This is a genomic window from Streptomyces sp. NPDC001222 (assembly GCF_042896945.1).
GTDB classification, from domain to species: Bacteria; Actinomycetota; Actinomycetes; order Streptomycetales; family Streptomycetaceae; genus Streptomyces; species Streptomyces gibsoniae.
In genome coordinates this window covers 1-23,954 of the sequence record NZ_JBIAXT010000045.1, presented here as the reverse complement: position 1 = coordinate 23,954, position 23,954 = coordinate 1, and the positions used below count along the sequence as shown (strand labels likewise).

The following is a 23,954-nucleotide window of genomic DNA, read 5'->3' as shown; positions in this document are numbered from 1 at the left end:
GTGTCACACCTCCCGGGCCGCGTCCCGGGCCTGGGCCAGGACGTCGAGTTCACCGAGCACGGACAGGGTCAGGGCACAGGCCGTGCCGGGCTGTTCGTCGAGGATCCGTCGTGCCCGCCGCAGCCTGATCTCTATGCTCCGCAGTGACTTCGAGCGTTCGCCGTCGAGGGCGAGGGTGGGTTCCATCTGCTCGTAGCCGAACAGATGGGTGGACTCGCTGAGCAACGCCCGGGCCAGGACGGCCAGTTCGGCGCTGCGGATCGGCCGCTGCACATACAGCTTGCGGGCGGCCACCATGCACTCGGTGACCCGCTCGGTGACGCTCCAGGACACCTGCCCCGGGCCCTCGGGTGAACCGGGGTACACGGCACGGACGTTGTCCCAGAGCCCGATGCCCTCGCCCTCCTGGATGCGGCGTTGCCACAGATGGCCGAAGATCTCCTCGGCGAGCCGGAGCAGGCGGTCCTGGGCGGTGATGTTGCGGGAGAGCTCGCTGAGCTGGATGGTGCGCTTGAGCAGCTGGGCCGAGAAGTCGGTCATGGTCCACTGCAGGGCCGGGCCGCCCGCGTCCTCGCTGCCCTGCAGGGGCAGGGTGACGCCGGGGTTGTGGAGCCGTACGTTCGGGTCGTCGCGGGTCATCCGGCTGGTGATGCGGCCGCGTTCGGCCAGGCGTTCCATGACCGTGACGGTGCGGGTGAGGTCCTCGTCGGTGGCCCTGCGGCGTACCAGGTCGTGGACCAGGATGGCGGCCACGGAGAGCGAGAAGTACTCGGACTCCAGCAACTGGCCGGTGGTGCGCCAGGGCAGGTCCTCCAGCGGCCAGCGCTCGGGGTCGAAGCGGGCGATGCCCGACCAGTACTGCTGGGTGATCTCCCAGCGCAGCCGCAGCGCCTCGGCGAGCTTCTGCTGTTCGGGGTTGAGCAGGCCGAGGGTGAGGGTGCGGTCGGAGAACAGGTCCTGGATACCGTCGAGGGCGACCACGGTGAAGTAGAGATAGGGCACCGCGTCGGCGGCGCCGTCCGGCTGGGTGCCGATCGGGTCGCTGGTCTCCACCTTGGGTGCGTCCTTGACCAGGCTCCAGGCCCAGCCGCACTCGAAGAGCTGGTTGTCGTCCTTGAGGCGTTCCTCGACGTCGACACCGAGGACGAAGCTCTCCGTGATCGTGGCGCGCAGCGGTTTGAATCTGCGCTGGAACTGCTGGAGCACGGCACGCTCCGACAGCTGTCCCTGGCCGACCAGCCGGCGAAGTCGCTGTCCCTGGCCGGAGTCGGCGTCGAAGACGTTGACGGTGAAGGAGCGCAGCAGGCTGACCATCGCGGCGGTCAGCCGGGTGCTGGTCGCCTCCCTCAGCTGCGCGATGGCGTTCCGCATGTCGCCGCGGGAGGTGCGGTCCTCGTAGACCTTGAGGAAGCCGAGCGTGGCCAGGCACAGCGTGACCGACATGGAGAAGGAGTCGACCACGCCCATCTCGCGCTGCTCCCGGGTGACCTCCTGTTTGGGGTCCTGGGAGGTGAAGTAGTAGCCGCCGGCGAAGGTGGGGGTGGCGTCCGGGCCGGTGTGCGTGCGCATGAACTGGTCGAGGACCGCCACGAGAGCGGCGGGGATCTCGGTGCGCCCGCCCACCCGCCGCAGCGCCTTCTCCACGTCCGTCTGGGTGGTGTCGGGCTCGTCGAGACGGAAGGCGGGGATCTCGGTGGCGGGGTACATGAGGCACAGCAGCCGTTCGGCGTCCGCGACACTGCTGAGACCGCCCCACTCCCCCCAGGACCACTTGCCGCCGTCGAACGAGTGGCGGGCCATGGCCTGCCAGATGTCCAGCAGGTGCTGACGTGGCTTGATCTGCATCCCCATGCCCCTCACACAGGTCGCGCTGCCCTGTATTCCGTGCGCCCGGTCAGAAATGAACGGTGGAATTCCGGTGGCCGAGGGCCAGGATCATTCCCTCGTGTCCCGGGCGCACCATGTCCGTCGGCTTGTTCAGTCTGAGAACCCTGGGGTTTTCGGCAAATGGCCTCAGGGCCTCGTGCACCTGCGCCTCGTCGACATCGCACGCCGGGTAATACTCGTCGCCCACGTCATACCCCGTGGAGCCGGCCATGAACGCGGCTGCGAAGGGAGCGCCGGGCGCCAGGGCCCGCAGGAAACACGCGACAGCGCTGCGGAACTCGGCGTGGGAGTCGGACATCGACTCGGCGACGAAGAACATCGTTCCGATGGCCCAGTGCGCGGGGCGACGCACCAGATCGAACAGGTTGCCGGGTTCGACGCGGACCGTGTCCGTGAATCGCGGCCTCCGGTTTTCGTGGATCTCTTCGTAGGCGGGATCCTTGCGCAGCACCTGCCAGAAACTCTCCCACCCCGTACCGAAGTTGACCCGCTGGTCCCTCAGATACTCCACGTTCGCACTCGAAAGCTCCAGCTGGGTGATCTCCTTGCACCACGGGAGCATGCACAGCGCGGGATAGAGGTTGGCACCTGCACCGACGTCAATACCGAGAACCGGCCGTTCGAAACGCTTGTGGAAATGATCGCCGAAGTGATCGCGTACATACGCGATGATCTCCGCGTCCACGTCGAGCAGCTCACGGTAATTGCGATCGATGTACGCGTGAGGGTCGAATGCGTCCCACGGGGCATCAGCGTTGAGTTTAGGTGCCCTCGGCGGGGCTTCCAGGTCCATTGACTCACGGTACCAACGGGTGTGACGGCACGGATCCCCTTTGCCTCGATGCCTCGAACCCGTGCCGGGACCACGGGATCACGAAGAATCGGCTCTTGGTCCTGAACCCTCCTTGAGCGGCCGGACACTGACGGGTGATGCTGGTCCGAACCCTGTCGAAAGCAACCCTGACGGCGGGGTGTGCGCCATCCGAGTCTTATTCACCCATATGGGGCCGGTGCGCCCTGTCCTTTGACCAGGGGGTGGCATGGCCGCTTATCCAGCGGAACACTCAGGAGATCCTTTCGCGTCGCTCACCGGCCAGGTGTTCCGTCCCGCCCGGCAGCGGCCGGTACGGATGAGAGGGGTCACCGAGGCGGATCTGCCGGAGCTGCACCGCCTCGACCGGGAGGTCTTCCAGGAGGTGGCCTACCCGTACTTCATGCTCCGCCAGCTGTTCGACATGTACGCGGACCATCTCCTGGTCCTGGACGACGGCGAGGCCCTCCAGGGCTATGTCCTGGCCGGCACCGGGGACGACTCCGGGCTCGGCTGGGTGCTGGGACTGGGCGTCGCCCGGGCACGCCGCGGGGAGGGCCTGGGGCGGCGGCTGATGCTGGAGATCCTGGGGCGGCTGCGCAACGACGGCATACGGGAGGTCAGACTGACCGTCGACCCCACCAACGCGGCGGCGATCGCCCTCTACAAGTCCTCCGGCTTCGCCCCCGCGACAGCGGAGGGCGGGCTCCGCAGAAACTACTTCGGACCGGGCGAGCACCGCCTCGTGCTAGGCCTGAGCCTCTGACCGGCGGGCGAGGGGGCCGCGTCGCGAGCCGGGCGCCCGTCTCGGTCGAGGCTCTCAGCCGGTGAAGCGCTGCACACAGCGCCGCTGCCAGGGGGTCTCCACGGCATGCCGGTGGTAGTGGGTGCGTACGAACGCCACGGCCTCGCGGGGCGGCACACCGTCCAGCACGGCCCGCCAGTGCCGTGCCGGTTCGGCCACGGCCGCCGCCGCGGGCGATCTCGACGCGGTCGGTCCGGGACCGGGTCCAGGCCTCGGCGAACAGCCGTCGTGCCTCGATACGGCTGCCGGGCAGCCGGAAGTCGGGCCAGTACAGCCAGTCGTACACCCAGGGCATGTCCGGGGGGCGTCGGCCGAGGAGGTACACCCCGTAGGCGGGCGGCGGGCCCTCGGGCAGCGGTCGCCGCAGCCCCCGCCCGCGCACGAGCCGGCCTGACGGCAGCCGCAGCACTCCGGGCGCGTCCGGCTCCCACCCACCGCTGTCCTCCATCCCCCGAGTATCGGGCGGCGCCGGGGCGCGGGCGCACCGTTCTCGCCCACGGACGGGCCGCGGCGGTGTTCAGAAACCGCCGGACGGTTCGCCGTACTCCCGGGCCGTGCGGTCCTCGATGCCCCGGAAGTGGTCCGCCATCGCCCGCTCCGCGCCCTCGACGTCCCGGGCCCGCAGGGCCGTGACGATGTCGCGGTGGCGGCGCGCCGTGAGCTGCGGGGTCGTGCCGTCCGGCCAGTCCCGGACCCGGGCGACCCGCCGGAACACCGTCCAGAACGCGCTCAGCAGCTGCGGCACCAGCGCGTTGCCCAGCGAGCCGTAGAGCAACTCGTGGAACTCGCGGTCGAGTTCGGCGAAGGGCCGATCCTCCCGGCCCGCCGCCTCCATCCGGGACACCACCGCCTCCAGACGGTCCAGCTCCGGTTCGGAGAGCGTCATGGCGACCCGTCTGATCAGCCCCTCCTCCAGCACCTCACGGACCTGGAGGATCTCGTTCAGGGCGTCCATCTCCTCGTCGGGCCGGGTGAGCGTGCGGAAGGTGAGACCGTCGACGAACGGGGTCAGCGACGCCTGCCCGACATAGGTCCCGTAGCCGTGCCGGATCTCCACGATGTCCAGTGCCTGAAGGGCCTTGAGCGCCTCCCGCACCGAGTTGCGACTCACCCCGAGGTCCTCCATCAGCTCCGACTCCGTGGGCAGCGGCGCACCGGGCCGGAGTTTGCGATCGAGGATGAGCTGCATGACCTCGCGCTGGATCCGGCTGCTGACGCGCCGCTCGGTCCTGCGTCGGTTCCCGGAGGCATCGGACATGCGCCGCATCGTACGCGCGTGCCTCTCGGGCGTCCCGCCCTCGGAGGGTATGAATACGCCAACTACCCACATTTCAAGCCTTCATTGGTCGCACCTGTGACGGTTCGGCCATTCGTGTGTCTTCCCTTGACCGCCCCCACGGCCCCACCTATGGTCACGCTGCCGCCATGACGTAGGACGTCGTATCTCCCCATCCTCGAGCCCCGCCCCGCAGCCCTCATCCGGACCACCATTTGCTGGAGGAACCGTGCGCGACGTGATTCCCGACGTACCGGCGCCGGACCGCCGGGCGTTCCTGAAGTACACCGGCGCGCTGGGTGCGGCCGCCGCCCTGTCCTCGTCGCTGGCCGCCTGCTCCTCGGGCCCGCAGTCCACCAACGACACCGGCAGCGAGGACGGCAGGAACCGGACGCTGACGGCGGTCATCGGCTACGGCAACGACGGCAGCTGGGATCCCACCCAGACCGCCTCGGCCTTCTGCATGGCCGCCAACAACCACATCTACGAGGGTCTGCTCGACACCGACCCCATCACGCGGGAGCCGTACGCGGCGCTCGCGACCGAGGTGCCGAAGGACACCGGCAGCACCTCGTGGAGGTTCACCCTGCGGGAGGGCGCGAAGTTCCACGACGGTCAGCCGGTCACGGCCGACGACGTGGTGTTCGTCTTCGACCGGATCCTGGACCCCAGGACCCAGACCCTGGCCAAGGGATTCTTCGCGAGCTGGCTGAGCGAGGTCCGCAAGGTCGACGCGCGGACCGTCGAGCTGGTGCTCAAGTTCCCCTTCCCGGACGGACTCTCGCGGCTGACGCTGGCGAAGGTCATGCCCAGGCACGTGTTCTCCCGGCCCGGCGCCTGGGACGACGCGATCAAGGGGCTGGCGGTGGGCTCGGGACCGTACCGGCAGACCGCGCACCACCCGAAGTCCAACACGACCTTCGAGGCGTTCGCCGGCTACAACGGGCCGCGCAAGGCGGCGTTCAAGAAGATGAACTGGCTGACGATCGTCGACGCCGCGCCGCGCGTCGCGCGGATCTCCGGCGCGGACGCGGGGGCGCAGATCGCGGACAACATCCCGTACGCCAACATCCGGCAGCTCACCGCGAGCGGGATGACGGTCCGGGGCGGAGCCGGGATGAACAACCTGTTCCTGATGTTCAACACCAGGCACAAACCCTTCGACGACGTCCGGGTCCGGCAGGCCCTCCACTACGCCATCGACACCGGCAAGATGGTGGAGGTGGCCCTGAAGGGGCACGGGAAGCCGTCGTCCTCCTTCCTCAACGAGGGCAACCCCGCCTACCGACGGGCGAAGACGGTCTACGACCACGACCCCGACAAGGCGAAGGCGCTGCTGAAGGAGGCCGGGGTCAGCGGGCTGAGGATCGACGTCCTCGCGGTGAACGTGAGCTGGATCGTCGACTGCCTGCCCACCATCAAGGCCTCCTGGGACGCGATCGGTGTGCAGACCACGCTGTCGCCGCAGGAGACCACGGCGGTCTTCACCAAGATGGACCAGAAGCAGGACTACCAGGTCGTCGCCGCCGCCTCGAACCCCAACCAGTTCGGCCTCGACGCCGACCTGATCATGCACTACAACTACGGCCCGCAGAACCTGTGGATGGGCTACGCCCGCTGGGCCGACAACCCCGTCGCCAGGAAGCTCTTCACGGACATGGACCGCGCGACCCGGGAGTCCGACCCGGCACGGAGGACGGCGATGATCCAGGACTACATCGACGTCGTCGCCGAGCAGGCCGTGCTCTACCCGGTCGTCCACAACGAGCTGATGACCGCCTGGAACCCCAGGGAACTCACCGGGATAAGGGCGCAGCCCTACCCGGGCATCAACCTTCTCCAGGCCAAGTGGGTCTAGTCACGTCAGGAGTTGGTCCATGGTCGCCGTCGCCAGGATCCTGGTCCGCCGCGTCCTGCTGCTCGTTCCGCTGATGCTCGGCATCGTGCTGTTCGTGTTCCTCGTGATGCGGTTCTCGGACGTCGACCCGGCGTCCGCGTTCTTCCAGGGCGCCAACCCGACACCGCAGCAGCTGCACGACTTCCGGGAGCGCAACGGGCTGCTCGACCCGCTGCCGGTGCGCTACGTCCACTTCGTGGGCGATCTGCTCCACGGCGACATGGGTACCAGCGCCCTGACCCGGGCGCCGGTGGTCGACCAGGTCACCACGGCGCTCCCGCTCACCCTTCAGCTCACCTTTCTCGGGCTGGGTGTCGCGGTGGTGCTCGCCCTCGTGGGCGGGGTGACGGCCGCCATCCACCGGGACCGGCTGCCGGACCAGATCATCCGGGTGGTGTCCCTGACCGGGGTCGCCGCCCCCGGTTTCTGGCTGGCGCTGCTGATGATCCAGTATCTGGCGGTCGACCGGGGCTGGTTCCCGGCCGGCGGCTACATCAACCCGGCGGACTCCTTCACCGGGTGGCTGCGGACGATGACCCTGCCCGCGCTCGCGCTGTCGCTGCCGGTGGCGGCACAGCTGACCCGGATCGTGCGCACGGCCGTGGTGGAGGAGCTGGACAAGGACTATGTGCGCACGGCGATCGGCGGCGGGCTGCCGCCGCGGGTGGTGGTCGGCCGGAACGTGCTGCGCAACGCGCTCATGAACCCGCTGACGGTGCTGGGCCTGCGGGTCGGCTATCTGCTGGGCGGGGCGGTCGTCATCGAGACCATCTTCTCGCTGCCCGGCATGGGCAAGCTGATGATCGACGCCGTCAAGAACGGCGACCCGGCCGTCGTCCAGGGTGTCGTCCTGACCACGGCGACCGGTTTCGTGGTCGTCAACCTCGTCATCGACATCCTGTATCTGCTGGTCAACCCGCGACTGAGGGATGCGGCCCGATGATCACCACACGCAGCGGCCTCGCCCGGGCCCTGTCCCGTCCCGGTGTCCGGCTGCGCGGCCGGCGCCGGCTGCCGCCGCTGTCGAAGGCCGCGGTCTGTTTTCTGGCGGTCGTCGTGCTGGTGGCGCTGCTCGCGCCGGTCATCGCCCCGCACGACCCGCTCGACCAGCAGGAGCCGGTCGACGGCACCGGGCACCCCTCGGCCGGCCACTGGATGGGCCAGGACAGCCTCGGCCGGGACATCCTCAGCCGGCTGATGTACGGGGCCCGCTGGTCGCTCGCGATCGGGCTCGGGGCGACCGCGCTGGCTCTGGTGGCGGGGGCGCTGCTCGGCGCGGTCGCGGCGACCTCGCGCAAGGCCGTCGACGAGACGCTGATGCGCTGTCTGGACGTCGTGATGGCGTTCCCCGGCATCGCGCTCGCGGCCGTCCTCATCTCCGTCTTCGGCGGCGGCATCACCGTGCTGATCTGCGCGATCGCGTTCCTGTTCACCCCGCCCGTCGCCAGGGTCGTCCGGGCGAACGTGCTGGACCAGTACGGCGAGGACTATGTCACCGCCGAACGCGTGATCGGCGCACGGACTCCCCATATCGTGCTGCGGCACGTGGCGATCAACTGCGCCGCGCCCGTGCTGGTCTTCTGCACGGTGCAGGTCGCCGAGGCCATCGTGTTCGAGGCGTCGCTGTCCTTCATCGGGGCGGGCGTACGGCCCCCGGACCCCTCGTGGGGCAGCGTGATCGCGGACGGCAAGAACATGGTGCTGACCGGCGGCTGGTGGGCCACGGTCTTCCCGGGCCTGCTGATGCTGGTCACCGTCCTGTCGCTGAACATCCTGTCCGAGGGCGTCTCGGACGCGTGGGCGGCGCCCGCGGCCCGGGCCGTCGAGGCGCGGGACGAGGGCGACCGGCTCCAGACGCCACAGCCCGGCAGCGGCGAGGTGGTGGCGCTGCCGGGGCTGGCCGAGGCGGCGCGGCGGCTGCGCTCGCGGGCCCGCCCCCTGCCGGGCGGGCCGCCCGTGCTCGCGGTGGAGAACCTCGCCGTCGGCTTCCCCGGCCGGCACGCGGGCGTGGACATCGTGGACGGCATCAGCTTCGAGGTGCACCCCGGGGAGGTCCTCGGGCTGGTCGGCGAGTCGGGGTGCGGGAAGTCGCTGACCGCGCTCACGGTGATGGGGCTCCAGCCGAAGGGGGCCCGGGTGCGGGGCCAGGTCCGGTTCGGCCGGCGGGATCTGCTGGCCGAGCGGATGCGCGTACGGCGCAGACTGCTCGGCCATGAGATGGCGATGGTCTACCAGGACGCGCTGTCCTCCCTGAACCCGGCGATGACGATCCGGGCGCAGCTGAAACAGGTCGTACGGCGCGGCGGCCGCCGGAGCCCCGCCGAACTGCTGACGATGGTCGGCCTGGACCCCGAACGCACCCTGCGCAGCTATCCGCACGAACTCTCCGGCGGTCAGCGGCAGCGGGTCCTGATCGCTCTGGCGCTCTCCCGCGACCCCGGGCTGATCATCGCGGACGAGCCGACGACCGCGCTGGACGTGACCGTTCAGGCGCAGATCATCGAGCTGCTGCTCGGGCTGCGGGCGGAACTGGGGTTCGCGCTGATCCTCGTCTCGCACGACCTGGCGCTGGTGGCGGACGTCACGGACCGGGTGGTGGTGATGTACGGCGGGCAGATCGTGGAGACCGGGGTGACCGCCGACCTGGTGGAGGCGCCCGCCCACCACTACACACGGGGGCTGCTCGGCAGTGTGCTGTCACTGGAGTCGGCCGCCGAGCGGATGACGCAGATCAAGGGGGTCGTCCCCGCCCCCGCCGACTTCCCGGCCGGCTGCCGCTTCGCGGACCGCTGCCCACGGGCGAGCGAGGTGTGCCGGACCACGGCGCCCGGCCTCACGGGCACCCGGACGCACACGGCGGCCTGCCACCACCCGGCGGTCGATCTGGTGACGACGGAGGAGAGCGAGGCCGTGACATGAGTGGGACCGTCGAACCCTCGGGTGCCCCTGGCGCGATCGTGGAACTCTCCGACGCCCATGTCGTCCACAAGGCGCGCAGCGGCGGCCTGTTCACCCGCGACCGGGTGTACGCCCTGACCGGCGCCGAACTGGCCGTGGCGCCCGGTGAGACGGTCGGTGTGGTCGGCGAGTCGGGATGCGGCAAGTCGACGCTGGCGAAGGTGCTGGTGGGCGTGGAGCGGCCGACGTCGGGCACGGTGCTCTTCCGGGGCCGCGACCTGTGGTCGATGCCGCCCGCCGAACGCCGGGCCTCGGTCGGCGCGAGCACCGGCATGGTCTTCCAGGACGCCTCGACGGCGCTGAACCGCCGGCTGACCGTGCGCCGGATCCTGCGCGACCCGCTGGATGTGCACCGGCGCGGCACGCCTCAACAACGGGAGGAGCGGGTAAGGGAGTTGATGTCGCTCGTGGGCCTGCCCCGGGCCCTCGCCGACGCCCTGCCCGGGCAGCTCTCCGGCGGTCAGCGGCAGCGCGTGGCGATCGCCCGCGCCCTCGCCCTCGACCCCGAGCTGGTGGTGGCCGACGAGCCGACGAGCGCGCTGGACGTGTCGGTCCGTGCGCAGATCCTCAACCTCCTGCTGGATCTGCGGGAACGCCTGGGCCTGGCGCTCGTCTTCGTCTCGCACGACATCCAGACGGTACGGCGGATGAGCGACCGGGTGATCACCATGTATCTGGGCCGGATCGTCGAGGAGGCTCCGGCCGGGCGGGTCACCGAGCACGCCCGGCACCCGTACACCCGTGCCCTGTTCTCCGCGACGCCCGGCCTGCTGGACCCGATCGACCCGATCCCGCTGGCCGGTCCGGTGCCGTCGGCCACCCGGCCGCCGAGCGGCTGCCCGTTCCGTACCCGCTGCTGGAAGGCGGACGAGGCGTGCGCCGAGGCGATGCCGGGTTTCTCGGGCGCGTCGTCCGCCGGTCACCGCTTCCGCTGCCACCATCCTGTGGAGGAGGGCGAGCCGACGCGCGACCTCGTGCGCCAGGCCGCACGGCCCTCCCCGGCCACCGCCATGGCCGAGGGGGCGCCGGACCACGTACTGCCCGACCAGAAACACGCCCGGGAGCCCTGATGACCCTGCCCACCCCGCTGACCGGTGTCGTACCGCCCGTCTGCACCCCCCTGACACCGGACCGCGAGGTGGACGTCCCCTCGCTCGTCAGGCTCGTGGACCATCTGCTGTCGGCCGGGGTGGACGCCCTGTTCGTGCTCGGGTCGTCCTCGGAGGCCGCGTATCTGACCGACCGCCGGCGCCGGCTGGTGGTGGAGACGGTCGTGTCCCATGTGTCCGGCCGGGTCCCGGTGCTGGCCGGGGCGATCGACATGACCACGCCCCGGGTGCTGGACCATGTGGCGTACGCGGCCGCGGCGGGCGCGGACGCGGTGGTGGTGACGGCGCCCTTCTACACCCGCACGCATCCCACGGAGGTCGCCCGCCACTACCGCCTGGTCGCCGAGCGCTCCCCCGTGCCGGTGTTCGCCTACGACATCCCGGTGTCCGTCCACACCAAGCTGAGCCCGGAGCTGGTCCTGGAGCTGGCCGGGGAGGGAACCCTGGCCGGCCTGAAGGACTCCAGCGGCGATCTGGCCGCCTTCCGCGCGGTGGTGACGGGTGCCCGGACGCATCCCGGGATCAGGAGCTTCAGCGTGCTGACGGGTTCCGAGCTGGTCGTGGACTCGGCGCTGGCCCTGGGTGCGCACGGGGCGGTCCCGGGGCTGGCCAATGTGGACCCCGAGGGGTACGTGCGCCTGGACCGGCTGTGCCGGGCGGGCGACTGGGCCGCGGCGCGGGCGGAGCAGGAGCGGCTGTGCGCGCTGTTCGGCATGACGGGCGCCGGGAACCCGGCGCGGATGGGCGGCAGTTCGTCGGGCCTCGGCGCGTTCAAGGCTGCCCTGTTCCTGCGGGGCGTGATCGCGTGCCCGGCGACGGCCGAACCGCAGGTGGCCCTGTCGGAGGCGGAGACGGAGCAGGTGGGCAAGTATCTGGCGGCGGCGGGGCTGCTGTAGCCGTCACTGCGGGACGCCGAGCAGGGTCCGCCGGAACTCGATCGTCTCGTACGGTCCCTTCGCCCCCGTCTCGTAGAGGATCGCGGTCCGCCCGCCGGGCAGTTGGACCAGGTCGCTGTAGGCCGCCCTCCGCCGGGACAGCGTCAGCACCTGGGTGAAGCGCCTCCCGCCGTCGGTGCTGCGCCAGATCGCCATCGCCTCGCGCGCGGTGGGCACGGAGGGCCCGGAGAAGAGCAACGGGGCGTGTGTGCCGCGGAGTTGGAGGACGCTGCCCTGGACGACGGGGACGTCGTCCAGGGTGTGCTGCACGGCGTAGGGGCGCTCCAGGGTCCTGCCCCCGTCGTCGGAGTAGCCGTCGAGGCGGTTCCCGGCGCCGCCGCCGTTCTGGTTCCGTGCGTTGAAGTAGATCCGTCCGTCGGGGAGTTGGGCCGCGCTGGTCTCGTTGGCGTTGTCGTGGCCGTCGGCCGAGTCGTCGCTGAAGCCCAGGTGCCAGGTGGCGCCGCCGTCGTCCGAGTAGATCGCGTGGCCGCCGTAGTACCGGCCCTCCCGTCCGGTGTCCGAGGAGCCGGGGGGCGGCGCGGTGGAGTGGTCGGCGGGCACGACGAGCCGGCCGGCGTGCGGGCCCCGGGTGAGGGCGATCGCATGGCCGGGACCGGTGGCGTACCACCGCCAGTCCGCCTGCTTCACCTCGGCGGTGATCTCCCGTGGGGCCGAGAAGTGCCGTCCGTCGTCCCCGCTCGTCTGGACGAAGACCCGGCGGCTCTGGCGGGGCGTCACCTCGCCGCGCATGATCTGCGCCTCGGTCACCGCACCGCTGTTGTACGACGTGACGAGGACGATCCGCCCGGTTCGCGGGTCCACGACGGGCGCCGGGTTGCCCCGGGTGTCCCCCTTGCCGGCCGCGACGACCGTGAGCGGCCCCCAGGTGCAGCCGCCGTCCTGGGAGCGTCTGAGGACGACGTCTATGTCGCCGCTGTCCGCCGCGCTGCCCCGCCGCCCCTCGGCGAAGGCGAGCACGGTCCCCTTCCCCGTGACGACCACCGCGGGGATCCGGTAGGTGTGGTAGCCGCCCTGACCGGCCTTGTACGGCACGGAGGAGAGGCAGCCGCGGGTCCGCAGGGCGGGGGTCGCGGAGGCAGGGCCGAGGGACTCGGGACCGACCGAGGCGGGGATGGCGGCCGTGAGCGGGGTGAGGAGTGCCGTGGCGGTGAGAAGGGCGCGGGTCAGGAGGGACATCCCTCTCCCTTGGGGGTGTCGTCCCTGCGTGGGACGGTGACCTGTGACGGTCTCATGCTCCCCATGGCCGCCGCCCGTCACCCCTGGAGCAGGGGTGACTCACCGGTCCGGGTGACGGTGACGTGTCCCTCGTACGAGTGACTGCGCAGGTGTGGGCGGTCCGGGTGACCGCGAAGGTGTCCCCGGTCCCGGGGGGACTACGACGGTGTGCGTGCCGCCGCCAGCAGTCGGGTCACGTCGTCCGAGCAGATCGTCAGGGCCGCGCCGACCGTGGTGAGCACCTCGCGTTCGGCGGGGGTGTAGGGGCCGTCCGCGAGGGCGATGCGGGCGCCCTGGAGCAGGATCGACTCGCGGCCGGCGGAGGCGAGGTGCGGGGCCAGGGGGTCCAGGGCCTCGTGCAGCTCTATGGCGAGGCTGGCGCCGCCCGGTTCGCCGCAGACCCGGCCGGTGTCGGCGATCAGGGCCTCGACCAGGGCGTCGAGCCCGTCCACGGTGCAGTCCTCGAAGCCGGCGGCACGGACCGCGGTGGCGGCCGTCTCCAGGACCGGACGGGAGCAGGTGCCGCCCGCGGCGAGGACCGCGAGGGCCACCGTGTGGACGGCGTCGCGGAGCATCGCGGAGAAGCGGGTCGTGGTGGGGTGGTCCAGGACGTCCGTGCCGTAGTGGTGGCCGCAGGCCGCGCACTCCACGACCGGGCCCGTCTCACCGCGCGGCAGGACCGGGACGCCCACGAGGGCGAGACGGCGGCGCCCGGTGAGGCGCTGGTAGTTGCGGTCGCCCCCGCAGCCGGGACAGAAGAACTCGCCGTCCCCCACGGCGGTCCATGCGGTACGGATGCCCAGAACCTGCGCGGCACGGGCCCCGCGGACTCCACGGCCGTTGCGTCCCCGTCCTGGCAGCACGTCGCACCTCCGTAACCCCACGGCAACATCGCCGCGCTGGCGTGATGTTAGCCACATTGTTGATGCGGAGTCAGTACCCCGGACGAGACCTCTCCGTGATCTTCGGCCGAAATGGCTGGTCCACGACGCGGCCCCGTCCGCCCTGAAGGGCGGACGGGGCCGGGAACGTGCCGGTCAGAGGGTCAGCGGTCGGCGCGGTTGACCGCGGAGACGACGGCCTTCAGCGAGGCACGTGTCGTATTCGCGTCGATGCCGATGCCCCACAGGACCTTGCCGTCGATCGCGCACTCGATGTACGAGGCGGCCTGCGCGGAGGCTCCCTCGCTCATCGTGTGCTCCTGGTAGTCCAGCAGGCGTACGTCGATGCCGATGGACTGCAGCGCGTCGAAGAAGGCCGAGATCGGACCGTTGCCGGAGCCGGTGAGGACGGTGTCCCGGCCGTCGACCGTGGCCTCGACCGTCAGGGTGTCGACGCCGTCCTTGTCGGTGGTGGTCTGGCCCGTCTTCACCTGGATGCGGCCCCAGGGGTTGTCCGGGTTCGGCAGGTACTCGTCCCGGAAGACGCTCCAGATCTCCGTCGGCGTGACCTCGCCGCCCTCGGCGTCCGTCTTCGTCTGGATGATCTTCGAGAACTCGATCTGCATCCGGCGCGGCAGGTCCAGCTTGTGGTCGTTCTTCAGGACGTAGGCGATGCCGCCCTTGCCGGACTGCGAGTTCACCCGGATGACGGCCTCGTAGGAGCGGCCGACGTCCTTCGGGTCGATCGGCAGGTACGGCACCGCCCACTCGATGTCGTCCACCGTCTTGCCCTGGGCGGCCGCGTCGGCCTCCATGGCGTCGAAGCCCTTCTTGATGGCGTCCTGGTGGGACCCGGAGAAGGAGGTGTAGACGAGGTCCCCGATGTACGGATGGCGGGGGTGGACCTCCATCTGGTTGCAGTACTCCCAGGTGCGGCGGATCTCGTCGATGTGGGAGAAGTCGATCTGCGGGTCGACGCCCTGGGAGAAGAGGTTCATGCCCAGGGTGACCAGGTCGACGTTGCCGGTGCGCTCGCCCTGGCCGAACAGGCAGCCCTCGACGCGGTCGGCGCCGGCCATCACGGCCAGCTCGGCGGCGGCCACGGCGGTGCCGCGGTCGTTGTGCGGGTGGGCCGACAGGCAGACGTACTCGCGGCGGGAGAGGTTGCGGTGCATCCACTCGAAGCGGTCCGCGTGGGTGGAGGGGGTCGAGCGCTCCACGGTGGCGGGCAGGTTGAGGATGATCTCGCGGCCCGGTCCGGGCTGCCAGACGTCCATGACCGCCTCGCAGACCTCCAGGGCGAAGTCCAGCTCGGTGTCGGTGAAGATCTCGGGGCTGTACTGGTAGCCGAACTCCGTCTCGGGGCCCAGCAGCTTCTCGGCGTACTCCATCACCAGCCGCGTGCCGTCCACGGCGATCTGCTTGATGTCGTCCTTGGAGCCACGGAAGACGACCCGGCGGAAGACGGGGGCGGTCGCGTTGTAGAGGTGGACGTTGGCCCGCCGTGCGCCCTTCAGGGACTCGACGGTCCGCTCGATCAGGTCCTCGCGGGCCTGGGTCAGCACGGAGATCGTCACGTCGTCCGGGATCGCGCCCTCTTCCTCGATGATCGAGCGCACGAAGTCGAAGTCGGTCTGGCCGGAGGCCGGGAAGCCGACCTCGATCTCCTTGTAGCCCATCTTCACCAGCAGGTCGAACATCGCCCGCTTGCGCGTCGGGGACATCGGGTCGATCAGGGCCTGGTTGCCGTCGCGCAGGTCGGTGGAGAGCCAGCGCGGGGCGCGGCTGACGCGCCGGTCCGGCCAGGTGCGGTCGGGAATGTCGACCTGGTCGTACGGGCGGTACTTGTGGACCGGCATGGACGTGGGCTGCTGGCGGTTGGCCATGGTGCGTGGGCTCCTCAAGGTGTCCGGCAGGACGGCCGACGGCGCAACGCCAAACTCCGCGGGGAGGGGGTCGGCCTCGACTACAGGCCCTCGCCGCGGCAGCTAAGGAGGAGCAGCCCGAAACGCATGATGCTCCGCATGCTAGTCCAGCCGCGCCGGATGCGAGGGCCCGTATCAGTATGCGGGACCGCGGGGATAATTCGGACAAAAAGTGCGGCACCTCACAGTCGGCACCGCCCGCGCATTTCACCCCCGCATCCCGCCCCCATGTCACCTCGCCGTGGAGCGGATAGCTCCATGGCGTGGCTTTTCACCAATCATGGTTGCGGGTGGTGACAGATCGGTCACGCAGTGCGATGGTGCCCGACATGAACACCAACGGGGGCTTTGGGCCCGTCTTCTGCACCATCGTGCCACCGCACGTCCTCGACAGGCTCGCCCAGCACGAGGACACCGCGCTCGCCACTCCCGCCCGCCGCACCCTGGAGCGGGACGCCATGGAGCGCACCCGCCGCCGGCTGACCACCGTCATCGGCGCGCCCGCGGCCACTGCGCCCACCGCCGCCACCGGCACACCGCAGCGCACGGTCTACGACGCCGGGCACCAGCAGAGCCTGCCCGGCACCAAGGTCCGCGGCGAGGGCGACCAGCCCGGCGAGGACGCCACGGTCAACCGGGCGTACGCGGGCCTCGGCGCCACCTTCGAGCTGTATCTGCGGGCGTACGGCCGCGACTCCGTCGACGGCAAGGGTCTGCCGCTAGAAGCGAGCGTCCACTTCGGCGAGAACTACGACAACGCCTTCTGGAACGGCGAGCAGATGGTGTTCGGCGACGGGGACGGGGAGGTCTTCCTCGACTTCACCACCCCGGTCGACGTCATCGGCCACGAACTCACCCACGGCGTCACCCAGTACACCGCGAACCTCGCCTACTTCGGCCAGTCGGGCGCCCTCAACGAGTCGATGTCGGACGTGTTCGGCTCGCTGATCAAGCAGTACACGCTCGGCCAGACCGCCGCCGAGGCCGACTGGCTGATCGGCGCCGGACTGCTCGCCCCGCGCGTCCACGGCAAGGCGCTGCGCTCGATGAAGGAGCCGGGCAGCGCGTATGACGACCCCGCGCTCGGCAAGGACCCGCAGCCGGGGACCATGGCCGGCTATGTGCGCACCGGCCAGGACAACGGCGGGGTGCACATCAACTCCGGTATCCCCAACCATGCGTTCTACCTGGTCGCCACCGAACTCGGCGGGCGCGCCTGGGAACGGGCCGGACAGATCTGGTACGACGTGCTGACCGGCGGGGAGCTTGACTCGCAGGCGACCTTCGCGGACTTCGCGAGGCTGACGGTGGCGGCGGCGCTGTCCCGCTATCACGAGGGCGCGGAGCAGGAGGCCGTCCTCAAGGCCTGGGAGCAGGTCGGGGTCCGGACCTCGTAGCCCGGACGCCCGTCCCGTACTAGACAGGTGCCATGCATATTCGGGTGAGGCGTACGGGCGGGTTCGCGGGCATCGAGCGCCGGGCCGAGGTGGACACCTCGGGACGGGCCGACGCCCAGGAGTGGCACGCCCTGGCCGAGCGTGTCCTGGCCGCCGGCCGGGGCACGCCGCCGGCCGGTGTACCGGACGGCTTCAGCTACGAGATCACCGTGGACGGCAGGACCGTGTACTGCGCGGATCCCCGGCTCACGGAGGACCAGCGGGCGCTGGTCTCCCGGGTGCTGAAGGAAGGGGCGTGAACCACGGGCCTTGCGTCGACGGGCAGTTCGTTCCTGCCCGTTGACGCGCCTTACCGAGGGTAAGGATGATCCGGCGCATGGCGACGAACCCCATACCCCAGTTCCCCGCCGGCTTTCTGTGGGGCGTGTCCACCTCGGCCCACCAGATCGAGGGCGCGGCCGATGTGCGCGAGCCCTCCGTGTGGGACGTGTTCACCGCCGAGCCGGGCCGGGTGAAGGACGGCTCGACCGCGGCGGTGGCCTGCGACCACTACCACCGCTACCGCGAGGACGTGGCCCTGCTCGCGGACCTCGGCGTGGACGCGTACCGCTTCTCGGTCTCCTGGCCCCGGGTGAACTCCCCCGGCGGACTGGACTTCTACGACCGGCTGGTGGACGAGTTGTGCGCGGCGGGCGTACGCCCGGTCGTGACCCTCTTCCACTGGGACCTGCCGGTCACCCGGGACTGGCTGGAGCGGGACACGGCGTTCCGGTTCGCCGAGTACGTGTCGGTCGTCGCCGAGCGGCTCGGCGACCGCGTGGCCAAGTGGATCACCCTCAACGAACCCGCCGAGCACACCCTGCTGGGCCATGCGCTCGGCGTCCACGCGCCGGGCAGACAGCTGATGTTCGACGCGCTGCCGGTGGCCCACCACCAGTTGCTGGCCCATGGGCTGGCGGTACGGGCGCTGCGCGCGGCCGGGGCGGGCGACATCGGGATCGCCAACTCGCACGGTCCGGTCCGGCCCGCCTCCCAGGGGCAGGAGGACGTGGCGGCCGCGGACTTCTACGACGTCCTGCTCAACCGGCTGTTCTCCGACCCGCTGCTGCTCGGCCGCTACCCGGACGGCATCGAGGCGCTGATGCCCGAGGGCCCCGAGGGCGTGGAGTCGGATCTGAAGGTCATCTCCGAGCCCCTGGACTGGTACGGGATCAACTACTACGCACCGGCACGGGTGGGCGCCCCGCAGGGCGCGGACATCGAGTTCGGCGGCATCTCCCTGCCCGCCGAACTCCCCTTCTCCGTCCGGGAGATCGAGGGCCACCCGGTCACCGACTTCGGCTGGCCGGTGGTCCCCGAGGCACTGACCGAGCTGCTGACCGGCTTCCGCGAGCGCTACGGCGACCGGCTCCCGCCCGTCGTCATCACCGAGAACGGCTGTTCCTACGAGGGCGTCGACGACCAGGAGCGCATCGCCTATCTGGACGGGCACCTCCGGGCGCTCCACCGGGCGGTGGAGGCCGGGGTCGATGTGCGCGGCTACTTCGTGTGGTCGCTGCTGGACAACTTCGAGTGGGCCGAGGGGTACGCGCGCCGCTTCGGGCTGGTGCACGTGGACTACGCGACGCTTCGGCGGACCCCGAAGGCGTCGTACGCCTGGCTGCGGGAGCTGCTGCGGGCGCGGGGATGACGACGGCGAAACGGGCCGCCGGCCGGCCCGTGGACGCTCTCGCCGAGCCCGTCGAGCGGGTCGGCCGGGGCTGGATCTCGGCCCTGTCGCTGGCCAACGGGGCGATCTGGGTCGGCTGGTACGGCCCGCTGCAGATCCTGCTGGCCTCGCAGGCGAAGGACTTCGCGCCCGGCTCCGGGATGTCCAAGGAGACGATGCTGGCCTGGGTCACGGGGGCGGGCGCGGTGGTGTCCCTGGTCGCGAACCCGTTCTTCGGCGCGCTCTCGGACCGCACCACGGGCCGCTGGGGCCGCCGCACCCCGTGGATCGTGGCGGGGGCGGCGGGCGGGGCGCTGTCGCTCCTGCTGCTGGCCGGGGCGGACGGCCCCTGGACCATGGCGCTGGGCTGGTGCCTGGTGCAGCTGACGCTGAACGCGGCCTTCGCGGCGGTGACGGCGGCGGTGCCGGACCGGGTGCCGCGGCTCCAGCGGGGCTCGGTGGGCGGCTGGCTGGGGGCGGCGCAGATCCTCGGGGTGGTCGGCGGGACGGGCCTGGCGACGGCGGCCGGGGGCGTCGGGGCGGGGTATGCGGCGTGCGCGATGTTCACCGTGGTGGGCGTGGCGCCGTACGTGCTGTGGCACGCGGACCTGCGGCTGTCGGCGACGGACCGGCCGGCCTGGTCGTGGCGGGGCTTCCTGGCCGGGTTCTGGCTCGGTCCGCGCCGCCATCCCGACCTGGGGTGGGCCTGGCTGACCCGCTTCCTGATCAACCTCAGCAACGCGTTGGTGCTGCTGTATCTCCTGTACTACCTGCGGGACCGCGTCCTTCCCCGGGGCTCCGGGTCAGGGGGGATCCCGGTGCACGACCCCGAGCAGGGCGTCCTCGTCCTCACCGCGGTCAACGGCGTCACCCTGCTCGCCACGGTCGTCGTCGGCGGGCTCTGGTCGGACCGGGTGGGGCGCCGCAAGCCGTTCGTGGTCTGGTCGGGGGTGCTGATGGCGGTGGCGACGGCGGCCCTGGCGGGCTGGCAGACCTGGACGGGCACGGTCGTCGCGGCGGCGGTCCTCGGGGTGGGTTTCGGGGTGTTCACCTCGGTGGACTTCGCGCTGATGACGGACGTCCTGCCGAAGGCCCTGGACCGCGGCAAGGACCTGGGAGTGATCAACATCGCCAACGCCCTCCCCCAGGTCGCGGCTCCGGCCCTGGCGGCTCCGATCGTCACGCATCTGGGCGGCTACCGGGTGCTGTACCTGGTCGCGGCGGTGATCGGGCTGGCGGGGGCGGTGCTGGTGGGGCGGATCCGGGGAGTGGAGTGAGCGCCGGGGCGGTCCGGGAGCCGGGTCAGGGGCGTCCCGCTCCGAGTGTGCGTCGTACAAGCACACAAAAAAGTCCTACGGCTCTGTCGGTGCCGCGTCGTACTCTTGAAACCGCGAGGCCGCCCTCAGCTACGCGGCCGTACGGAGGAGGAATCGCAGGCCTACGAGCCGGCCCATGACGCAGACACCCACAGCTCACACCCCCGCGCAGGGGCAGGCGAAAACGCAGATCACCGTCCCTGCCCAGCACCCCATGGTGATGGTGCTGGGTTCCGGTGACTCCCTGCTGCGCGTGATCGAGACGGCCTTCCCGGGGGTCGACATCCATGTCCGGGGCAATGAGATCAGCGCGGTCGGCGACCCGGCGGACGTCGCCGTGGTGCAGCGCCTGTTCGCAGAGATGATGCTCGTGCTCCGCACCGGGCAGCCGATGACGGAGGACGCAGTGGAACGCTCGATCGCCATGCTCCGGGCGAGCGAGAACGGTGAGGGCGACGGACCCGAGACCCCGGCCGAGGTGCTGACCCAGAACATCCTCTCCTCGCGCGGCCGGACGATCCGCCCCAAGACGCTCAACCAGAAGCGGTACGTCGACGCGATCGACAAGCACACGATCGTCTTCGGCATCGGCCCCGCCGGTACCGGCAAGACGTACCTCGCGATGGCCAAGGCGGTCCAGGCCCTGCAGTCCAAGCAGGTCAACCGCATCATCCTGACCCGTCCGGCCGTCGAGGCGGGCGAGCGCCTCGGCTTCCTGCCCGGCACGCTGTACGAGAAGATCGACCCGTATCTGCGCCCGCTCTACGACGCGCTGCACGACATGCTCGACCCCGACTCCATCCCGCGGCTGATGGCCGCCGGGACCATCGAGGTCGCACCGCTCGCGTACATGCGCGGTCGTACGCTGAACGACGCCTTCATCATCCTGGACGAGGCCCAGAACACGAGCCCCGAACAGATGAAGATGTTCCTCACCCGCCTCGGCTTCGACTCGAAGATCGTGATCACGGGCGATGTGACCCAGGTGGACCTGCCCAACGGGACCAAGAGCGGTCTGCGGCAGGTGCAGGAGATCCTGGAAGGCGTCGAGGACGTCCACTTCTCCCGTCTGTCGTCCCACGATGTCGTACGGCACAAGCTCGTCGGCCGTATCGTCGACGCCTACGAGAAGTACGACAGCAAGAACGGCACCGAGAACGGCACGCACAAGCCCGGCCGCGGCAAGGCCGGGCACGCGCACAAGGGGAAGTAGACCAGCAGCACCATGTCGATCGACGTCAACAACGAGTCCGGCACCGAGGTCGACGAGCAGGCGATCCTCGACATCGCCCGCTACGCGCTCGCGCGGATGCGCATCCACCCGCTCTCCGAGCTCTCGGTGATCGTCGTGGACGCCGACGCCATGGAGCAGCTGCACGTGCAGTGGATGGACCTGCCGGGTCCGACGGATGTCATGTCCTTCCCGATGGACGAACTGCGGCCCCCGGCCAAGGACGAGGACGAGCCCCCGCAGGGGCTGCTCGGTGACATCGTGCTCTGCCCGGAGGTCGCCGCCCGGCAGGGCGCCGAGGCGCCGACGCAGCACTCCATGGACGAGGAACTCCAGCTCCTGACCGTCCACGGAGTGCTGCATCTGCTCGGCTACGACCACGAGGAGCCCGACGAGAAGGCCGAGATGTTCGGCCTGCAGGCCGCCATCGTGGACGGCTGGCGTGCGGAGAAGGGCCTGACCGGCCCGTCCCCGGCCCCCACCGTGTCATGAGCCCCCAGCTCGTCGTCGGCGCCGTCGCACTGGTCGTCGTCGCCTGGCTCGCCGCCTGCGCGGAGGCGGGCCTCGCGCGCGTCTCCAGCTTCCGCGCCGAGGAGGCCGTGCGCAGCGGCCGGCGCGGCAGCGCCAAGCTCGCCCAGATCGCGGCGGACCCGACCCGCTATCTCAATGTCGCGCTGCTCGTGCGGGTCGCCTGTGAGATGGCCGCCGCCGCGCTGGTCACCTACGCCTGTCTGCGGGAGTTCTCCGGGACGGCCGAGGCCCTGCTGGTCGCCATCGCGGTCATGGTCCTCGTGTCCTACGTCGCCGTCGGCGTCTCCCCGCGCACCATCGGCCGCCAGCACCCGCTGAACACGGCGACGGTGGCGGCGTACGTCCTGGTGCCCCTGGCCCGGATCATGGGCCCGATCCCGTCCCTGCTGATCCTTCTCGGCAACGCCTTCACCCCCGGCAAGGGCTTCCGCCGCGGCCCCTTCGCCTCCGAGGCGGAGCTGCGCGCACTGGTGGACCTGGCGGAGAAGGAGTCCCTCATCGAGGCCGAGGAGCGCCGCATGGTGCACTCGGTGTTCGAGCTGGGCGACACCCTGGTGCGGGAGGTGATGGTCCCGCGGACGGACCTGGTGGTCATCGAGCGCTACAAGACCATCCGTCAGGCGCTGACCCTGGCCCTGCGGTCGGGCTTCTCGCGGATCCCGGTCACCGGGGAGAGCGAGGACGACATCGTCGGGATCGTGTATCTGAAGGACCTGGCCCGCAAGACGCACATCAGCCGGGACGCCGAGTCGGAGCTGGTGTCCACCGCCATGCGGCCGGCCGCGTTCGTGCCCGACACCAAGAACGCGGGCGACCTGCTGCGGGAGATGCAGAAGGAGCGCAACCACGTCGCCGTCGTCATCGACGAGTACGGCGGCACGGCCGGGATCGTCACCATCGAGGACATCCTGGAGGAGATCGTCGGCGAGATCACCGACGAGTACGACCGTGAGCTGCCGCCGGTGGAGAACCTGGGCGACGACCGCTACCGCGTCACCGCCCGCCTCGACATCGGCGACCTCGGCGAGCTGTACGGGCTGGAGGCGTACGACGACGAGGACGTGGAGACGGTCGGCGGACTGCTCGCGAAGGCGCTCGGCCGGGTGCCGATCGCCGGGGCGTCGTCCGTGGTCGAGCTCCCCGACGGCCGGGAGCTGCAGCTGACCGCGGAGGCCGCGGCGGGGCGCAGGAACAAGATCGTGACCGTGCTGGTGGAGCCGGTGGGCGAGACCGAGCCCGCGGCGCAGGAGCCGCAGCCGGAGTGAGTCCTCGGCGGCCGGGAGCGCGGGAGTCGCCCGTTTCCCGGCCCCTTCGGACATGCGCCCCTGAGGGCCGTCCGGTCCGGTCGCATCCGTATGCTCGGATCATGACCGACAACAGCGCGCTCGACCCCGAGGACCGCAAGATCGTCACCCTGGCCCGCTCGGCGCGGGCCCGCAACGGCGTGCCGGAGGGTGCCGCCGTGCGCGACGAGACCGGGCGTACGTATGTGGCCGGAACCGTCGCCCTGGAGTCGCTGAAGCTGAGCGCCCTGCAGACGGCGGTGGCGATGGCGGTGGCGTCGGGCGCGAAGTCACTGGAGGCGGCGGCCGTGGTCACGGAGGCCGAGTCCGCCTCCGCGGAGGACCGGGCGGCGGTGCGGGACCTGGGCGGCCCCGGGACGCCGGTGCTGGTGGCGGCCCCGGACGGCACGATCCGCGCGAGCGTGACGGCGGGCTGATGAGCCTTGGCGTGCATGGCGTCGCGAGGCAGGCGGGAGTTTGACGACCGGCCCTAGGGGGGTCTGACGACCGGATCAGCGCGCGGCGTCCGGTGCGGTGCATCGCCAGGCGGAGGATCATCCGCGTACTGGACGTACTCGGGTGATCCGACAACGCGGCGAGGTGCCGTGCCTGGGGGCACCTCCCAGCCGCCAGGCTGGGGGAGTCGCGCGCCCGGCGGGAATTGCCGGACACCGCCTAGAGGGCTGATGAAGATCTTGGTGAGGGGCTGTCCGGCCGTAGGCCGGGCAGCCCCTGTTCGCTATGCGGTGGCCGGGGCGAGTTGCCAGC

20 protein-coding genes and 1 pseudogene are annotated in these 23,954 nt (G+C 70.9%); 14 read left to right on the top strand and 7 right to left on the bottom strand.

All coding sequences use genetic code 11. The features are described from left to right. Positions 1-3: 3 nt before the first annotated feature. Positions 4-1,845 carry an SCO2524 family protein gene (locus ACFY2Z_RS37155; protein ID WP_390748411.1) on the bottom strand — a complete coding sequence of 614 codons (1,842 nt, stop codon included), beginning with the start codon at positions 1,843-1,845 and terminating at the stop codon, positions 4-6. A 49-nt stretch (positions 1,846-1,894) separates the two neighbouring features. Further along, complete coding sequence (locus tag ACFY2Z_RS37150; RefSeq protein WP_390748410.1) at positions 1,895-2,680, bottom strand: SCO2525 family SAM-dependent methyltransferase; 786 nt, start codon at positions 2,678-2,680, stop codon at positions 1,895-1,897. A gap of 247 nt (positions 2,681-2,927) precedes the next feature. On the opposite strand from ACFY2Z_RS37150, the gene ACFY2Z_RS37145 reads away from it, so the two are divergent. Beyond that, positions 2,928-3,464, top strand: coding sequence for a GNAT family N-acetyltransferase (locus ACFY2Z_RS37145; protein WP_388966561.1), 537 nt, complete (start codon positions 2,928-2,930; stop codon positions 3,462-3,464). 54 nt (positions 3,465-3,518) lie between these two features. On the opposite strand, the pseudogene ACFY2Z_RS37140 reads toward ACFY2Z_RS37145, so the two are convergent. Beyond that, positions 3,519-3,951 (bottom strand): annotated as a pseudogene (locus tag ACFY2Z_RS37140) (protein phosphatase). A gap of 69 nt (positions 3,952-4,020) precedes the next feature. Beyond that, positions 4,021-4,770 carry a FadR/GntR family transcriptional regulator gene (locus tag ACFY2Z_RS37135; RefSeq protein ID WP_390748409.1) on the bottom strand — a complete coding sequence of 250 codons (750 nt, stop codon included), beginning with the start codon at positions 4,768-4,770 and terminating at the stop codon, positions 4,021-4,023. A 238-nt stretch (positions 4,771-5,008) separates the two neighbouring features. Between ACFY2Z_RS37135 and ACFY2Z_RS37130 the strand changes: the two genes are divergently transcribed. From ACFY2Z_RS37130 to ACFY2Z_RS37110, 5 genes are read left to right on the top strand one after another with little or no spacing between them, the layout of a single operon-like run. Beyond that, complete coding sequence (locus ACFY2Z_RS37130) at positions 5,009-6,637, top strand: ABC transporter substrate-binding protein (RefSeq protein ID WP_390748408.1); 1,629 nt, start codon at positions 5,009-5,011, stop codon at positions 6,635-6,637. 19 nt (positions 6,638-6,656) lie between these two features. Then, the gene (locus tag ACFY2Z_RS37125; RefSeq protein ID WP_390748407.1) at positions 6,657-7,619 is read left to right on the top strand and encodes an ABC transporter permease; all 963 of its coding nucleotides are present in this window, start codon (positions 6,657-6,659) and stop codon (positions 7,617-7,619) included. After that, positions 7,616-9,595 (top strand): dipeptide/oligopeptide/nickel ABC transporter permease/ATP-binding protein, encoded by a 1,980-nt coding sequence (locus tag ACFY2Z_RS37120; protein ID WP_390748406.1) that lies wholly within the window; start codon positions 7,616-7,618, stop codon positions 9,593-9,595. The genes ACFY2Z_RS37125 and ACFY2Z_RS37120 overlap by 4 nt, the downstream gene beginning before the upstream one ends. Further along, positions 9,592-10,704 carry an oligopeptide/dipeptide ABC transporter ATP-binding protein gene (locus tag ACFY2Z_RS37115; protein WP_390748405.1) on the top strand — a complete coding sequence of 371 codons (1,113 nt, stop codon included), beginning with the start codon at positions 9,592-9,594 and terminating at the stop codon, positions 10,702-10,704. The genes ACFY2Z_RS37120 and ACFY2Z_RS37115 overlap by 4 nt, the downstream gene beginning before the upstream one ends. Next, complete coding sequence (locus ACFY2Z_RS37110; protein ID WP_390748404.1) at positions 10,704-11,639, top strand: dihydrodipicolinate synthase family protein; 936 nt, start codon at positions 10,704-10,706, stop codon at positions 11,637-11,639. The genes ACFY2Z_RS37115 and ACFY2Z_RS37110 overlap by 1 nt, the downstream gene beginning before the upstream one ends. A gap of 3 nt (positions 11,640-11,642) precedes the next feature. Here ACFY2Z_RS37110 and ACFY2Z_RS37105 read toward each other — a convergent pair whose 3' ends face one another. The 3 genes from ACFY2Z_RS37105 to leuA form a co-directional block, all read right to left on the bottom strand. Beyond that, entirely contained in the window at positions 11,643-12,875 is a 1,233-nt protein-coding gene (locus tag ACFY2Z_RS37105) for an exo-alpha-sialidase (protein WP_390748403.1), read from the bottom strand. Positions 12,876-13,072: 197 nt separating this feature from the next. Then, the gene (locus ACFY2Z_RS37100) at positions 13,073-13,777 is read right to left on the bottom strand and encodes a TerB family tellurite resistance protein (protein WP_390748402.1); all 705 of its coding nucleotides are present in this window, start codon (positions 13,775-13,777) and stop codon (positions 13,073-13,075) included. 182 nt (positions 13,778-13,959) lie between these two features. Continuing rightward, positions 13,960-15,681 carry a 2-isopropylmalate synthase gene (gene leuA, locus ACFY2Z_RS37095; protein WP_390748401.1) on the bottom strand — a complete coding sequence of 574 codons (1,722 nt, stop codon included), beginning with the start codon at positions 15,679-15,681 and terminating at the stop codon, positions 13,960-13,962. A 368-nt stretch (positions 15,682-16,049) separates the two neighbouring features. Here leuA and ACFY2Z_RS37090 point away from each other — a divergent pair, with 368 nt between their 5' ends. From ACFY2Z_RS37090 to ACFY2Z_RS37055, 8 genes are all read left to right on the top strand, one after another. Continuing rightward, entirely contained in the window at positions 16,050-17,117 is a 1,068-nt protein-coding gene (locus ACFY2Z_RS37090) for a M4 family metallopeptidase (RefSeq protein ID WP_390748400.1), read from the top strand. Positions 17,118-17,149: 32 nt separating this feature from the next. Continuing rightward, on the top strand, positions 17,150-17,416 hold the full coding sequence (locus ACFY2Z_RS37085; RefSeq protein WP_390748399.1) for a protealysin inhibitor emfourin: 267 nt from the start codon (positions 17,150-17,152) through the stop codon (positions 17,414-17,416). 65 nt (positions 17,417-17,481) lie between these two features. Continuing rightward, complete coding sequence (locus ACFY2Z_RS37080; RefSeq protein ID WP_390748398.1) at positions 17,482-18,807, top strand: GH1 family beta-glucosidase; 1,326 nt, start codon at positions 17,482-17,484, stop codon at positions 18,805-18,807. Further along, positions 18,804-20,102 carry an MFS transporter gene (locus ACFY2Z_RS37075; protein WP_390748397.1) on the top strand — a complete coding sequence of 433 codons (1,299 nt, stop codon included), beginning with the start codon at positions 18,804-18,806 and terminating at the stop codon, positions 20,100-20,102. The genes ACFY2Z_RS37080 and ACFY2Z_RS37075 overlap by 4 nt, the downstream gene beginning before the upstream one ends. A 175-nt stretch (positions 20,103-20,277) precedes the next feature. Then, a complete protein-coding gene (locus ACFY2Z_RS37070; protein ID WP_355919436.1) occupies positions 20,278-21,354 on the top strand; it encodes a PhoH family protein in 1,077 nt (358 codons plus the stop codon). Between the two features lie 12 nt (positions 21,355-21,366). Continuing rightward, positions 21,367-21,864, top strand: a complete 498-nt coding sequence (ybeY, locus tag ACFY2Z_RS37065) for an rRNA maturation RNase YbeY (RefSeq protein ID WP_311698420.1) — start codon at positions 21,367-21,369, stop codon at positions 21,862-21,864. Further along, positions 21,861-23,168, top strand: coding sequence for a hemolysin family protein (locus ACFY2Z_RS37060; RefSeq protein WP_390748396.1), 1,308 nt, complete (start codon positions 21,861-21,863; stop codon positions 23,166-23,168). Before ybeY ends, ACFY2Z_RS37060 begins: the two co-directional genes overlap by 4 nt. Positions 23,169-23,269: 101 nt before the next feature. Beyond that, complete coding sequence (locus ACFY2Z_RS37055) at positions 23,270-23,623, top strand: cytidine deaminase (RefSeq protein ID WP_390748395.1); 354 nt, start codon at positions 23,270-23,272, stop codon at positions 23,621-23,623. Positions 23,624-23,954: the final 331 nt, after the last annotated feature.